Annotated in this window: 10 protein-coding genes; 8 read left to right on the plus strand and 2 right to left on the minus strand. The window is 66.2% G+C overall.

Annotated features, from left to right (window positions below; genetic code table 11):
* Positions 1–51: 51 nt before the first annotated feature.
* Positions 52–858, minus strand: coding sequence for an N-acyl homoserine lactonase family protein (locus I6F31_RS31120; protein ID WP_225186610.1), 807 nt, complete (start codon positions 856–858; stop codon positions 52–54).
* A 349-nt stretch (positions 859–1207) separates the two neighbouring features.
* On the opposite strand from I6F31_RS31120, the gene I6F31_RS31125 reads away from it, so the two are divergent.
* The 5 genes from I6F31_RS31125 (at position 1208) to I6F31_RS31145 (ending at position 8129) form a co-directional block, all read left to right on the plus strand.
* Entirely contained in the window at positions 1208–2776 is a 1569-nt protein-coding gene (locus I6F31_RS31125; protein WP_225143616.1) for a caspase family protein, read from the plus strand.
* Positions 2777–2923: 147 nt separating this feature from the next.
* On the plus strand, positions 2924–3595 hold the full coding sequence (locus I6F31_RS31130) for an OmpA family protein (protein ID WP_036015976.1): 672 nt from the start codon (positions 2924–2926) through the stop codon (positions 3593–3595).
* A gap of 158 nt (positions 3596–3753) precedes the next feature.
* A complete protein-coding gene (locus I6F31_RS31135) occupies positions 3754–4683 on the plus strand; it encodes an efflux RND transporter periplasmic adaptor subunit (RefSeq protein ID WP_036015974.1) in 930 nt (309 codons plus the stop codon).
* The gene (locus tag I6F31_RS31140; protein WP_225186611.1) at positions 4683–7829 is read left to right on the plus strand and encodes an efflux RND transporter permease subunit; all 3147 of its coding nucleotides are present in this window, start codon (positions 4683–4685) and stop codon (positions 7827–7829) included. The genes I6F31_RS31135 and I6F31_RS31140 overlap by 1 nt, the downstream gene beginning before the upstream one ends.
* A 60-nt stretch (positions 7830–7889) precedes the next feature.
* Complete coding sequence (locus I6F31_RS31145) at positions 7890–8129, plus strand: DUF433 domain-containing protein (protein WP_225186612.1); 240 nt, start codon at positions 7890–7892, stop codon at positions 8127–8129.
* An 11-nt stretch (positions 8130–8140) separates the two neighbouring features.
* On the opposite strand, the gene I6F31_RS31150 is transcribed toward I6F31_RS31145, so the two are convergent.
* Positions 8141–8815: a Crp/Fnr family transcriptional regulator gene (locus I6F31_RS31150; RefSeq protein ID WP_036044931.1), complete on the minus strand. Its 675-nt coding sequence runs from the start codon at positions 8813–8815 to the stop codon at positions 8141–8143.
* Positions 8816–9065: 250 nt separating this feature from the next.
* On the opposite strand from I6F31_RS31150, the gene I6F31_RS31155 reads away from it, so the two are divergent.
* From I6F31_RS31155 to I6F31_RS31165, 3 genes are all read left to right on the plus strand, one after another.
* Complete coding sequence (locus I6F31_RS31155; RefSeq protein WP_225186613.1) at positions 9066–11138, plus strand: AsmA family protein; 2073 nt, start codon at positions 9066–9068, stop codon at positions 11136–11138.
* A gap of 193 nt (positions 11139–11331) precedes the next feature.
* Entirely contained in the window at positions 11332–13779 is a 2448-nt protein-coding gene (locus tag I6F31_RS31160) for an adenylate/guanylate cyclase domain-containing protein (protein WP_225186614.1), read from the plus strand.
* A 218-nt stretch (positions 13780–13997) separates the two neighbouring features.
* Positions 13998–14864, plus strand: coding sequence for a hypothetical protein (locus tag I6F31_RS31165; RefSeq protein ID WP_225186615.1), 867 nt, complete (start codon positions 13998–14000; stop codon positions 14862–14864).
* Positions 14865–14992: the final 128 nt, after the last annotated feature.

Here is a 14992-nt window from a genome sequence, read left to right on the forward strand (position 1 = left end):
TGTCATTCCGGGGCGCCGCAGAGCGGCGAACCCGGAATGACGGCGACACCATCACCTCGCAAACGACCGCGTCGGCGGCAGATGCAGCGCCCAGGCATCGACCTCATCGCTGGCGCGCGGATAGATCTCGGTCACGATCGGATCGTGGCCGGGGATGAACCTGTCGGGATGGCCGGCGAGGCGCTCGATCGTGTCCCAGCCTTGCGCCATGTCGCCGACATTATAAACGATCGGGAACGGGCTCTTGCGCTGCAGATTGGCGTAATAATGCGCGGCATCTGAGGCCAGCACCACGGCGCCGCGCGCGGTCTCGACCTTCACCACCTGCAAGCCGTCGGAATGGCCGCCGACGCGGTGCACGGTCACGCCGGGAGCAACCTCGCCATCGCCGGAATAGAAGGTGACGCGCTCGCCATAGACGTGGCGCACCATCAGCGTGACATGCTCGACCGAGAACGGGTGGCGCAGCAGGCCGTTGCACATGCAGCGTCCGGTCGCGTAGGCCATCTCGCGCTCCTGCAGATGGAAGCGCGCGTTGGGAAAGCGGTCGAGATTGCCGGCATGGTCGTAATGCAGATGTGTCACGATGACGTCACGAATGGCTGACGCCGAAACGCCGAAACGCTCCAGCGCATCGACGGGATTGAGCGTGAGCTTGCGCGCCCGCGCGCTCGCCTCCTCGGCGTTGAAGCCGGTATCGACCAGAATGTCGCGGCCGTGCCCGCGAATCAGCCAGACGAAATAATCGAGGTCCTGCGCCGCGCTGTCATGCGGGTCGGGCACGAGGAAGTTCATGTGGGGGGTGCGCGGCGACATCGTCGCATAGCGCAGGGCGTAGATCTCGTAGACGTTTCCCATGGGGCTCGCTTTTTTTTAGAGTTGGATCTTGGACGATCGCGCACACCAAGCCACCACCGGCAGGAAAGGTCAAACCCGGAGGCGCGGCTGCAATGTGAGATCGATCACGTCTTCACCCGCCCTGGCTGCGCTAAGGTCCGCCGGACAGCATCGAGGTACCGAGGACCGTCATGATAACCCCATCCATTCCTCTCGCGGCATGCCCATCCGCTGCGGTCCATCATCGGGATAAGGTCGAATCTCCAAGCGGTTGACGCCCTCCGTCCCCGGTTTGATAATGAGGTAAGCGTAAGTTAAGGTCGCCGCGGCGCAAGCTGGAACGGCGCCTTTTGGCTGGACCGCGCTGATTATGAAAATTCGCTTCTTTTTTCTTCTGCCCTTGCTGATCTCGCTCGTCCCGACGGCCCCCTCGCTTGCGGCCGGCGACCGTTTTGCGCTGGTCATCGGCAACGCCAAATATCCGGATGCGGATGCCCCGCTGAAGGAACCGATCAACGATGCGCGCGCCGTCGCCGACGAGCTCAAGCGCGACGGCTTTTCGGTCGAACTCGGCGAGAATCTGACCGGCGACGCCATGCGCCGCGCCTTCGACAAGCTCTACGGCAAGATCAAGCCGGGCTCGGTCGCGCTGGTGTTCTTCTCGGGTTTCGGCATCCAGTCCGCGCGCCAGAGCTACCTGCTGCCGGTGGATGCGCAGATCTGGACCGAGTCCGACGTGCGCCGCGATGGTTTCAGCCTCGAGACGGTCCTCGGCGAGCTCAACACCCGCGGCGCCGGCGTCAAGATCGCGCTGGTCGATGCGTCCAGGCGCAACCCGTTCGAGCGCCGGTTCCGCAGCTTCTCAGCGGGCCTGACCCCGGTGATCGCCCCGAACGGCACGCTGGTGATGTACTCGGCGGCGCTGGCCTCGGTGGTCTCGGACGCCGGCGGCGACCGCAGCCTGTTCGTCCAGGAGCTGCTGAAGGAAATCCGCGTTCCCGACCTGATGGCCGAGGAGACGCTGAACCGCACCAAGATGGGCGTCACCCGCGCCTCGCGCGGCGAGCAGGTGCCGTGGATTTCCTCGTCATTGGCCGAAGATTTCTCGTTCATTCCGGGCGCCGGCGGATCGCGTCCGGCAACGCCGCCGCCCGCGCCTCCCGCTGCGCCGGCCGTCGTCGCCAACAACCCGCCGGCCGCCCCTCCCGCACCGCCGACACCACCACCACCGCCGAAGCCGGCCGACAGCGCGGCTGCGGCTCCCGCTCCTGCGCCTCCGCCACCTGCGGCTCCAGTCGCGGCGCCGGCACCGGCGCCCGCGCCTGCTCCCACGCCGAGGCCGCAGATCGAGGCCGCCCTGCCCCCGCCGCCACCGCCGGTGAAGCCGGTTGATCCCGTTCCTGCGCCGAGCACGGACGGTGGGCCGAGCGCTGCCGCCCTGGCTGACGATCCCACGATCAAGAGCCTGACTGCCAAGATTGCCGCCAACCCTGACGACGTGAACGCGCTGTACCGCCGCGGCCAGGTTTATGCCAGCAAGGGCGCCTACAGCCTCGCCATCAAGGATTTCGACGACACCCTCCGGATCAATTCGAAGGACGTCGAGGCCCTCAACAACCGCTGCTGGACCCGCACCGTGGTCGGCGACCTCCAGGCCGCGCTGAAGGATTGCAACGAGGCGCTGCGGCTGCGGCCGAACTTCGTCGATGCACTGGACAGCCGCGGGCTCGTCAATCTCAAGTCGGGCGCGGTGAAGAATGCGATCGCCGATTTCGACGCGGCCCTGAAGATCAACCCGCGCCTGACGTCCTCGCTCTACGGACGCGGCCTTGCCAAGCAACGCAACGGCTCGGCCCAGGAGGGGGCGCTGGACATCGCCAATGCCAAGGCGATGGATCCGAACATCGTTCAGGAATTCGCAAGCTACGGAGTGCGCTAGTATTTTTTTGAGTCGGGCCCCCGTCCAAGGCTCGAACCTTGAACAGCCCTGGGAAGACCAATGGGCGGATGCCGCAACAGGCTTTTTCGGGGGCGTGTTGCTTGAATTTTGAGAGCACGTGAGCTGGCTGCGCAGGAGGGACTGGGAATGAGATCGGCTGCAAATTGGCTTACCGCGATTCTGTCCATCATCACCGTCGGCGCCGCGCTGTCGCTGCCGACCTCGGCCGCATATGCGGGCGATGACGGCAACAGCAAGAATGTCACCGAGGACGAGATCGTCCGCGCGCTGGCGCCGGCGCCGAAGAAGCCCTTGACGCGCGGCCTCTCGATCGGTCCGCAGACCGCCCCTGCACCGAGCGCGACCGACTCCAAGCTGATCCAGTCGGTGCGCGGCCGCTCGACGCGTTCGCTGTCGTCGACCGAGCGCGAGGAAATCGCCTTGGCCGCCAAGGACAAGCCGAACATCGATCTCGAGATCACGTTCGACTACAACTCCGCCAATATCAGCGCCAAGTCGCTGCCCTCGGTGCAGGCGCTCGGCCGCGCCTTGACCAGCCCGGATCTGAAGGGCTCGACCTTCGTGGTCGCCGGTCATACCGACGCCGCCGGCGGCGAAGCCTACAACCAGGACCTCTCGGAGCGTCGCGCCGATTCGATCAAGCGCTACCTGGTCGAGAAGTACAGCATCTCCGCGACCGATCTCGTCACCGTCGGCTACGGCAAGAGCAAGCTCAAGGACCCGAACCAGCCGCTGGCGGAGGCCAACCGGCGCGTGCAGGTCGTCAACATGGAAAACAAGACCACCGCATCGAAGTGAGCACGACGAATCCATTGCCAGTGACAAGTCGTGATGTCGTGTAAGGTCTCGTTTCCAAAGCGCGTCCCGCAGCCTTGCGGGACGCCGCTTCATGTCAGAAAAGCGCTCCGTTTGGGCCTCGCGCGGATGGCCGTGAGCCAGGTCAGGATGATCCGGCGATGAATTTGACTGAATATCTCAAGCCGGCCGGAACCGTGCTGTTCGTCGCCGCGCTCGGCATCGGCTATTATCTGTTCGAGCATCGCAAGCGTCCCGAGCCGAAGGAGACGCAAAGCGAGGCGCTCGTCATCGTGACGAAGTCGACCAATGCCTGCTTCTCCGATCTGGTGCGGGTGACCGGCTTCTTCGTGCCGCGCCGCGAGGCGGTGGTCGTTGCCGATCAGGAAGGCTCCAGGGTCACCGACCTCCTGGTCACCGAGGGCACGATTGTCGCCGACAATCAGGAGCTAGCGCGCCTGACCGCGCCGCCGCAGATTCCGGGCCAGCCGCAGCGGCCCGGCCCGCAAGGCCCGATCTCGCTGAAAGCCCCCGCGCCGGGCCTTGTCACCGAAGTCCGCACCATCGTCGGCGCGCCGGCCTCGCCGCAGGCCGGTCCGATGTTCCGCATCGCCGTCAACAACGAGATCGAGCTCGACGCCCAGGTCCCGGCGGTGCACATGTCCAAGCTCACCTCCGGCGCCACCGTGCGGATCAGCCGCGACGATGCGCCCGACCTGATCGGGCGGGTCCGGCTGGTTGCACCCGAGATCGACCGCGCCACGCAACTCGGGCGGGTCCGCATCAGCGTCGCCAACAACCCCTCGCTCAAGGTCGGCGTGTTCGCTCGCGCCTCGATCGACGCCAAGCGAAGCTGCGGCGTCTCGATCCCGAAGACCGCGATCGATCACCTCACGGTGCAGGTCGTCAAGGGCAATGTCGTCGAGACACGCAAGGTGCGGGTCGGATTGTCGTCCGACAGCGCGACGGAAATCCTGGAAGGGCTGCAGGTCGGCGAAATCGTCGTGGCCGACGCCGGCTCTTCGCTCCATGACGGCGACCAGATCAAGACCATGTTCGCCGATGAACTCGATCGCACGCGGGTACGCTGATGGCTCTCAATATCTCGGCATGGTCGATCCGTAATCCGCTGCCGTCGGTCGTCTTCTCCATCATCCTGCTGGTGCTGGGTTGGGTGTCCTTCACCAAGCTTGCGATCACACGGCTGCCCTCGGCCGACATCCCCGTGATCTCGGTGGCGGTGTCGCAGTTCGGCGCCGCACCGGCCGAACTGGAATCCCAGGTCACCAAGACGGTTGAAGACGCGGTCTCCGGCGTCGAGGGCGTCAGGCACATCACCTCGTCGATCACCGATGGCCTGTCGGTCACCACGATCCAGTTCGCGCTCGAGACCAACACCGATCGCGCGCTCAACGACGTCAAGGACGCGGTGACGCGCGTGCGCTCCAACCTGCCGCAGAACGTCACCGAGCCGCTGATCCAGCGCGTCGACGTCATCGGCCTGCCGATCGTGACTTATGCCGCGATCTCGCCCGGCAAGACGCCGGAGCAGCTCTCCTATTTCGTCGACGACGTGGTCAAGCGCGCGCTGCAGGGCGTGCGCGGCGTCGCCCAGGTCGAGCGCATCGGCGGCGTCGAGCGCGAGATCCTGGTCTCGCTGGATCCCGATCGCCTGCAGGCGATGGGCCTGACCGCGGTCAATGTCAGCCAGAGCCTGCGCGGCACCAATGTCGACGTCGCCGGCGGCCGCGCCGAGATCGGCAAGAACGATCAGGCGATCCGCACGCTCGCCGGCGCCAAGACGCTTGGCGATCTCGCCGGCACCATGATCCCGCTGTTCGGCGGCGGCGAGGTCCGGCTCGACGATCTCGGCACCGTCACCGACACCATCGCCGACCGCCGAACCTTCGCCCGCTTCAACGGCGAGCCGGTGGTCGCGCTCGGCATCAAGCGCTCCAAGGGCGCCAGCGACGTGAAGGTCGCCGAGGCCGTGCAGAAGCGCATCGACGCGCTGAAAGCCGCCTATCCCGACGTCGACCTGAAGGTGATCGACACCTCGGTCGAATACACCAACGGCAATTACCACGCGGCGATCTCGACCCTGTTCGAAGGCGCGATCCTCGCCGTGATCATCGTGCTCTTGTTCCTGCGCGACCTGCGCGCCACCATCATCGCCGCGATCTCGCTGCCGCTGTCGATCTTCCCGGCGTTCTGGGCGATGGACCTGCTCGGCTTCTCGCTGAACCTCGTCAGCTTCCTCGCCATCACGCTCTCGACCGGCATTCTTGTCGACGATGCCATCGTCGAGATCGAGAATATCGTCCGGCACATGAACATGGGCAAGTCGCCCTACCGGGCCGCGCTCGAGGCCGCCGACGAGATCGGCCTCGCCGTCATCGCGATCTCGCTGACCATCATCGCCATCTTCGCGCCTGCGAGCTTCATGTCGGGCATTGCCGGACAGTTCTTCAAGCAGTTCGGCATCACCGTCTCGGTGCAGGTGTTCTTCTCGCTGCTCGCCGCGCGCTTCGTCACGCCGGTGCTGGCCGCCTATTTCCTCAAGCACAGCACGCACGAGGAGCCGCCGCCCGGCCTCATCCTGCGCTCCTATCATCGCATCGTTGCCTGGTCGGTGAAGCACTATTTCATCACGGTGCTGATCGGGCTCGGCGTCTTCGCCGCCTCGATCTGGAGCATCACGCTGCTGCCGCAGGGCTTCCTGCCGGCCCAGGACAGCGCGCGCTCGCTGCTTGCGCTCGAGCTGCCGCCGGGCACCCAGCTCGCCTACACCGAGAAGGTCACCGAGGACATCGTCGCGCGCCTGCGCAAGCGGCCCGAGGTCAAGAGCATCTTCGTCGACGGCGGCCGCGTCCCGCCGGGCACCCAGGAGGTGCGCCGCGCCGCCCTGATCATCAATTACACACCCAAGGACAGCCGCGACATCACCCAGCGCGAGCTCGAATTCTCCATCAGCCAGGAGCTGGAGAACGTTCCCGATATCCGCTTCTGGTTCCTGGACGAGAACGGCCTGCGCGCGATCTCGCTGGTGGTGACAGGCGTCGACCCCAACATCGTCAACAACGTCGCGAGCGAGCTTGCGACGCAGATGAAGCGCATTCCCACCATCGCCAACGTCATCTCCGAAACTTCGCTGGAGCGCCCCGAACTGCGCATCGAGCCGCGCGCCGATCTCGCCGCACGGCTCGGCGTCTCCACCGAAAGCCTGTCGCAGACCATCCGTGTCGCCACCATCGGCGACGTCGGACCGGCACTCGCCAAGTTCGACGTCGGCGACCGCCTGGTGCCGATCCGCGTGCAGCTCGAGGACGCCGCCCGCGGCGATCTGAAGACGCTGGAGCAGCTCCGCGTGCCGCTCGGCGAGCGCGGCGAGAAGGGCGGCGTGCCGCTTTCGGTCATCGCCGACGTCAAGCTCGACCAGGGTCCGACCAGCATCGGCCGCTACGATCGCGAACGGCAGGCGACCGTTGCCGCCGACCTCGTCGGCTCCGCCGCGCTCGGCGATGCCACCAAGAAGATCTACGACCTGCCGGTCATGAAGACCCTGCCGAAGGGCGTGAAGGTCTCGCCCTCGGGTGACGCCGAAAGCCTGAACGAATTGTCCGAGGGTTTTGCGACCGCCATCACGGCGGGGCTGATGATGGTCTATGCGGTGCTGGTGCTGCTGTTCGGCACCTTCCTGCAGCCGATCACCATCCTGTTCTCGCTGCCGCTCTCGATCGGCGGCGCGATCGCGGCCCTGCTCGTCACCGGCAAGCAGCTCACCACGCCGGTGTGGATCGGCATCCTGATGCTGATGGGCATCGTCACCAAGAACGCGATCATGCTGGTGGAATTCGCCATCGAGTCCATCAAGGCCGGCACGCCGCGCGAGGAGGCCATGATCGACGCCGGCATGAAGCGCGCCCGTCCGATCGTGATGACCACGATCGCGATGGCCGCGGGCATGATGCCGAGCGCCCTGGCCGTCGGCGCCGGCGGCGAATTCCGCTCGCCGATGGCGCTCGCGGTGATCGGCGGCCTGATCTTCTCGACCCTCCTGTCGCTGGTGTTCGTGCCCGCAATGTTCATGGTGATGGACGATTTCGGCGCCCTGATCTGGCGCTTCGCCAAGCGGCTGATCGTGCACAGCGAGGATGCGGAGACGGACCATCATGGGGCTGCGGAGGCGGAAGCCAGGCCGGCGGTGACGAGCGTCGCACGGCCCGCGGCGGAGTAGGGTCCACGCCAGCTTGGAAGCCCAGGTGGCGCAAGTCGTTTGCGTCCGCTAGCCTATGGCATGGCCTTCGCGCGCATCACGATGGACCCTGCCGTCTGCACTGGCAAAGCTTGCATTCGCGGGATGCGTTTTCCGGTTGCGCGGCTGCTCGGCCTGCTGGCGGCCAGCGAGACGCGCGAATCGATCCTCAATGAATATCGGTATTTCGAGCGCGAAGACATCGATGAGGCATTGCGATACGCGGCGTTCCTCGCCGAGGATCTAGCCGTCGATCTGTCTCCACCCGCCGAGCAAGAGTGAAACTGCTCGCCCTACTCGTTTCGCGCGATCGCGGTCAGCTTGGTCATGTTCCGCAGCAGGATGCGGCCGCGCTGGAGATCGAGGATCGCTTCCTTGCGCCAGGCCTGGAGCTGGCGGTTGACGCTTTCGCGGGCGGCGCCGACGAAGACGCCGAGTTGCTCCTGCGAGATGTGGACCTCGGAACCGAAATCGGCGGCGAGCGCGCAGAGCCGCCGCGCCAGCCGCACCGGCAGCGGCTGCAGCATGGATTCTTCCATGCGCTCGCTCTGCCAGCGGATGCGCTGGCACAGCAGCGCGATGATTTTGATCGCGACCTTGGGCTCGCGCTCGAGGAAGCCGAGGAAGTCTTCGCGCCGCAGCACGAACAATTCGCTGGCCTCGCCCGCGGTCGCGTCCGCCGTCCGGTTCTGGCCGTCCAGCACCGCGACCTCGCCGAACAGGTCGCCCGGCCCCATGAAGTTCAGCGTCAGCCGGCTACCGTCGGCGGCGCCGGTCTCGATGCGAACCTGGCCGCGGCGCACGCCGAACAGCGCATTGCCGGGATCGCCCTTCTGGAACAGCACCTCGCCGCTGGCCAAATGCTGGGTGTGGCAGAGATTGGACAGCCGCTGGAGCTCGTCTGCGCCCAGATCGGCGAACATCGGGTTCATCTTCAGGATGACCGCAAATTCGGCCTGCTTGCTCATGTCAATGTCCTTGTGAACGTGCTGGTCATCGTCTCTTGGCAAATCGTCTTGGCAAATCGCTTGAAACCATCAACTTCAGGATCGCGTAAAACAGCGCCGGAGAAGTGTGTCATAAGTCACATAACTTTGCAGCACCCCCTGACTATTTTTACGCGCTTGGAGCCGCTTCCCGTCCGGGGATAAACTCCGGGCGCAAAGGACGGGTGATCGGCCGGGTTCGGCGCGGATTGTCCGTTGCTGGAAAGTCGACATGAGAGCATTGAAATTCGTCGGCGGGGCTTTGGCCGCCGTCATCGTCGTGATCGCACTTCTGCTCGTGGTCGGGATCCCCTCGGGCTTCCTGACCTCGACGATCGCCTCGCGCCTCGAGAGTGCGACCGGCTATCGGCTGTCGATCGACGGCACCACCAAGATCAGCCTATGGCCGACGCTGAACGTCACGCTGAACGACCTCACGCTGGCCGACCCCAAGGACCGCAGCGGCATCACGCGCCTGACGATCGATCGCGTGCAGGCCGACATGTCGCTCGCGAGCGTGTGGTCCGGCAGGCCCGAGATCAGCGAGCTCGTCGTCACCCATCCCGTGCTCTACCAGCCGCTGCTCCGCGAACGCCTGCCGAATGCAGCCGCGCCTGCGAAGCCGCTCGCGCTCGACACCAAAGGCGCCACCATCGACCGCATCAAGGTCACCGACGGCGAAGTGGCATTCTCGCGCCTGCGCGACCGTGTCGAGGGCCGCATCAGCGCCATCAACGCCGACGCGACCCTGGACCGCGACCGCAAGGTCAATATCACCGGCACCGCGCGTGTCGGCGATCACCCGACCAAGTTCGACATCAAGGCGGCCTCGCCGACCGAACGGCCGGCGTTTCATGTGGATTTCGCCGTCGACATGCCCAGCGTGCTGAAGTCCCAGCTCACCGGCCAGGCCGAGATGCGGCTGAGCGGCAATGTCGTGATGATCAACGGCGTGAACGGCAGGCTCGGCGATGGCGCCTTCAATGGCTGGGCTTCCGTCGACATCGCGAGCAAGCCGCTGGTCAAGGTCGATCTCGACTTCCAGCGGCTCGCCATGCCGCTGGCGAAATCGCCGGAAGGCGTGTCCGGGCAGCCCTGGAGCAATGCGCCGATCGACGTCTCGGGGCTCAACTATGTCGATGCGCAAGTGCGGATCTCCGCCAACGAGGCGGTGATCGGCGATGCGCGCATTGCGCCGCTGGCGCTCGACGCCAAGCTCGCCGGCGGCGTGCTGAAGGCCGGCACGGCCAATCTCGGCGCCTATGGCGGCCAGGTCTCGGGCGAGGTGATCCTGGACGCGACGACCGGCGCGCCGAGCTTTGCCATGCATTCCGACCTCGTCGGCGTGCGCGCGCTGCCGCTGCTCCAGGGCCTTGCCGAGTTCGATCGCATCGACGGCAAGCTGCAGGCCAAGCTCGCCCTGCGCAGCGCCGGCAACAGCCAGCGCGCGCTGATGGCGAACATGCAAGGGACGGCCTTCGTCAATTTCCAGGACGGCGCGATCCGCGGCATCAATGTCGCGCAGATGATCCGCTCGCTGACGACGAGCACGCTCTCCGGCTGGCAAGGAAACCAGAATGGAAACCAGAACGGAAACCAGGACCCGAGCCAGGAGCAGAGCACGGATCTGTCGCAGCTCTCGGCCTCCTTCCGCATCGACAAGGGTCAGGCGGTGACGACCGATCTCAACCTGATCGGGCCGCTGGTGCGCGTCACCGGCGCCGGCACCATCGCGCTCGACACCAAGATGATGGGCTTTCGCGTCGAGCCGAAGCTCGTGATGACGACCGAAGGCCAGGGCCGCACCTCCGAGCCGGTCGGCTTCGGCATTCCCGTGATGATCCAGGGCTCCTGGTCGCAGCCGCGGATCTATCCCGACATGGCCGGCATGCTGGACAATCCCGACGCCGCCTATGCCAAGCTGCGCGAGATGGGCAAGGGCCTGTTCGGCCCCGACGGCGCCGGGCTCGGCAACATCCTCGGCAGCCTCGGCCTTGGTGGCACCGTCGCGCCGGGCGGCAATGCAACCGGCAATGCCAATCCGCAAGGCCAGCAAGCGGGGCAGAACAATCTGCTCGGGGGCCCGCTCGGGGAAGCGATCGGCAATCTGATCCAGCAGGGTCTCTCCAGCGGCGCGGGGAGCGGCACTGGCACCGGCACCGGGCGCAACCGCAGCCTGCCGGCAACGCCCTCCACGCCGGCGCCGCAGGCCTCGCCTGCGCCCCCCGCCCTGGAGGACCCGCCGGCCGCGCAGCAGGACAGTCAGCCAATGAACGACGTGCTGCGGCAGCTCTTCAACCGCTAAGCTCCCTCCTTCGAACAGATCGGGCTGCGACCATCGCCGCCCGTCCACCTGCCCAGGAGGCCACAGGGGGGTAACCACACCGGCCGGTCCCCGGCCGCGCGACGGCCCTTCGGTCCAAATTGTGCTAGAACGGCTTGGAAGGGCCTGTACGGCCCATAGCGCGCAGCGTCAGTGGCGGCGCGAGAGGATCGGGATGGCAGGAGCGAACGACAAGACACGATCTCTGCGCGAGGGCCTTTTCGCCAAATACGTCGTCTCCCTCGTCGGCCTCGTCGTGTTCGTCCTCGCCGTCAACGGGGCAATGGAGACCTGGATCTCCTACCGCGCGACACGGACACAGCTGACCGACGGGCTGGAGGACAAGGCGCAGGCGGCCGCCCGGCGCATCGAGCAGGCGATTTCCGAGCTCGACCGCCAGATCAGCTGGGTGACGCGCGCGAGCCAGGACACGCTGGAGAAGCGCCGCGCCGACTATGCGTCGCTGCTGCATCAGGTTTCCGTCGTCAACCAGCTGTTCCAGCTCAACGGCGACGGCCGCGAGGTGCTGCGCGTCTCCAGGCAATCGACCACGACCGGCGGCAATGCCGACCTCTCCCGCGACGTGCGCTTCACCGACGCCGTCGCCCGCGGCGTCACCTACGCGCCAGCCTGGTTCGCAGGCCAGACGCCGATGATGTCGATCTCGGTGGCGCATTCCGGCTTCAATGCCGGGGTCACCGTGGCCGAGATCGACCTCGGTTTCCTCTCCGACTTCCTGTCCGACGCGCAAGTCGGCAAGGCCGCCTTCGCCTATGTCGTCGATCCGCGCGGCCGGGTGCTGGCGACGTCATCGAAAGGGCCCGAGATCGGCAAGGACCTCTCCAAACTGCCGCAGGTGGCGGCCGCGATCGCGCCCGGCCACGAAGCCGAGACGTCGGGCACCGACTTCAACGGCCATGCGGTGATGAGCGCCGCGAGCATCGTGCCGAAGCTCGGCTGGAGCGTGCTGTTCGAGCAACCGACCACGCAGGCCCTGATGCCGATCCGCGACCAGCTGGTGCGCATCGCGCTTCTGATCGGCATGGGCCTGATGGTCGCGATCCTCGCCGGCACGCTGCTCGCCCGCCGCATGATCATCCCGATCACGGCGCTGCGCGACGGTGCGCATAAGCTCGGCGAAGGCGATTTCAGCCACCGCATCGACGTGCACACCTCCGACGAGCTGGAAGACCTCGCCGGGCAGTTCAACCGCATGGCCGACCAGATCCAGGAGACCTATTCGAACCTGGAGAGCAAGGTCGAGGAGCGCACCCGCGATCTCGCGCAGTCGATCCACGAGCTCAAGGTGCTGGAGGAGGTCGGCCGCGCGGTGGCCTCCTCGCTCGATCTCAACGCGGTGCTTGCAACCATCGCCGCCCGCGCCATCGAGATCACCCGTGCCGATGCGGTGCTGATCTACGGCTTCGACGCCGAGACACGCTGCTTCAACCTGGTCGAGGCCAACGGCATCGACAAATCCGCCGAGGGCGCGCATGTCACCATCGCCCAAGGCGGCAACATCCTGAGCGATGCCGCCGACAGCGGCGAGCCGATCGCGCTGGCCGAGCTCGGCGATGCCGCCGAGCAGCCGCTGCGCGAGGCCGCGCTCGCGGCCGGCTTCAACTCGGTGCTGGTGGTGCCGCTGATCGACCAGCAGGGCACGCTCGGCTCGCTCGTGGTGCTGCGCCGCGCCACCGGGGCGTTCGCGCCCAGCATCATCGGCCTGATGCGCACCTTCGCCAACCAGGCCGTGCTGGCGATGCGCAATGCGCAGCTGTTCACCGAGGTCGACCACAAGAGCCACGCGCTGGAGGCGGCGAACACGACCGTGCGCGCGCAAGCCGACAAGCTCCGCGAGCAGACCGAGCAGCTCAAGGACTGGAACAAATCGCTGGAGGAGCGCGTCCGGACCCAGCTCGGCGAGATCGAGCGCATCCGCAAGCTCGAGCGTTTCCTGGCGCCGCAGGTGGCGCAGCTGATCGCCTCCTCCGACAGCCCCGAGGGGTTGCTCACCAGCCAACGCCGCGAGGTAACGGTGGTGTTCTGCGACCTGCGCGGCTTCACCGCGTTCACGGAAGCGACCGAGCCGGAAGAGGCGATGAACGTGCTGCGCGAATATCACGCCGCGCTCGGCCAGCTGATCTTCAAGTACGAGGGCACGCTCGACAAATATGCCGGCGACGGCGTGATGATCCTGTTCAACGCGCCGATCCAGTTCGAGGACCACACCAAGCGCGCGGTGAAGATGGCGGTGGAGATGCGCGACACGATCGGCCCCTTGACCGAGCGCTGGCGCAACCGCGGTCATAGCCTCGGTTTCGGCATCGGCGTCGCGCTCGGCTATGCCACGCTCGGCCAGGTCGGCTTCGAGCAGCGGCTGGAATATGCCGCGATCGGCAGCGTCACCAACCTCGCCTCCCGCCTCTGCAGCGAAGCCAAGCCCAACCAGATCGTGGTCAGCCGCCGCGTCTACGGCATGGTCGAGCCTTTCGTCGAAGCCCGCGCCCTCGACGATCTCCAGCTCAAGGGCTTCAATCACCCCGTGCTGGCGATGGAGATTTTGTCTTGGCGCGACGAGGTCGAGAACGTGGTGGATGCCACGGCGGTGCGGCGGAGGGGGTAGCCGCAAACAAAACTGCGAAAACAACCCCATGCACAGTAGGCAGGGGCTTTGGGATCAATGACTTACGGCAGGCCTCGGCCGCGTGCCGCGCAATTTGACACGTCGGGCAAAACACCGACAGATTGGCAGCATCCCAGCCCCCTCTCACGAACCACATCCCTCCTCCCCGCGACCAACCCTCGCCTCAACGGCGAGGCTGATTTCGTCGGAGACACCCCGTGACGCTTGCCCTGCCTTCGCGTGCCTATGATTTGCAGATGCTGGACCGGCCCGCGGATCGCGCGCGCGACCAGGGCTGGGTGTTTGGGCTGCCGCCGGGCATTGCATCCGAGCAATGGCCGCTCGATCCCGTCACCGGCTATCCCTTGATGCACGGCTTCACGCTTCTGCTGCCGGAGGATTATCGGGTGCATGGCGCGGACATCGTCGCGTTGTCGTTCTTCGCCACGGCGCCCGATCACAATGATGGCGGCGCGCCCGACGATCCCGAGATTCGCGAGGCGGTGCTGGCACGGCCGTCGCATCCGCGGCTGTCGCGCATGACCGACATTCTCGACTACGCCTATGCCGCGCTGCTCTTGACGAAGGCCGAATATGACGGCGCGTTCGCCGCGCCGCCGGCGCCGCTTGCGCTGGCAACGGTGGAGCGGCCGCGCTGGCTCGATGTCGGCGGTGCCAGCGCCTTCTTCGAGGCCGCACCTAGCTACGCCAAGAAGATGTTTGCAGCCCCGCCGCGTGCCGATCTCAACGAGACGCGCGCGATCGCGCTGTCGCCGCGCGCTGATGATCCCAACGCCGGCAAGGGCCCGCAGGATGAGCACGTGCGCGAAAATCCGCCGACCGGCTATCAGCCATATTACTACTATGTCGGCGGCAAGCCGGGCCGCGACAATTTCCGCCTGCACGACTGGGCCAAGGATCACGCCCACAACCACCTCGGCGGCACCATGCGGCCCTGCCAGGCCGTGCCGGAGATGAGCCCGTTCTATATCGAGTTCGAGGAATATTTCGGCGGCTACAATTTCGGCGGCGGCAACGCGCAGCTCGACTTCAAGGACATGAAGTTCGACTGGGCGTGCGGGTGATCATGGAAGCCGCGCAAGGATCCGGACTTTGCGATGATGCGAGCGTTCACGGAGCCATGCCGAGGAACGGATTGACGATGGTGAGCCCGCCGATGCTGCGGCCGTGCTGAAGGTCCCAGAATCACCGC

The organism is Bradyrhizobium sp. NBAIM01 (assembly GCF_020194115.1).
Taxonomy (GTDB): domain Bacteria; phylum Pseudomonadota; class Alphaproteobacteria; order Rhizobiales; family Xanthobacteraceae; genus Bradyrhizobium; species Bradyrhizobium yuanmingense.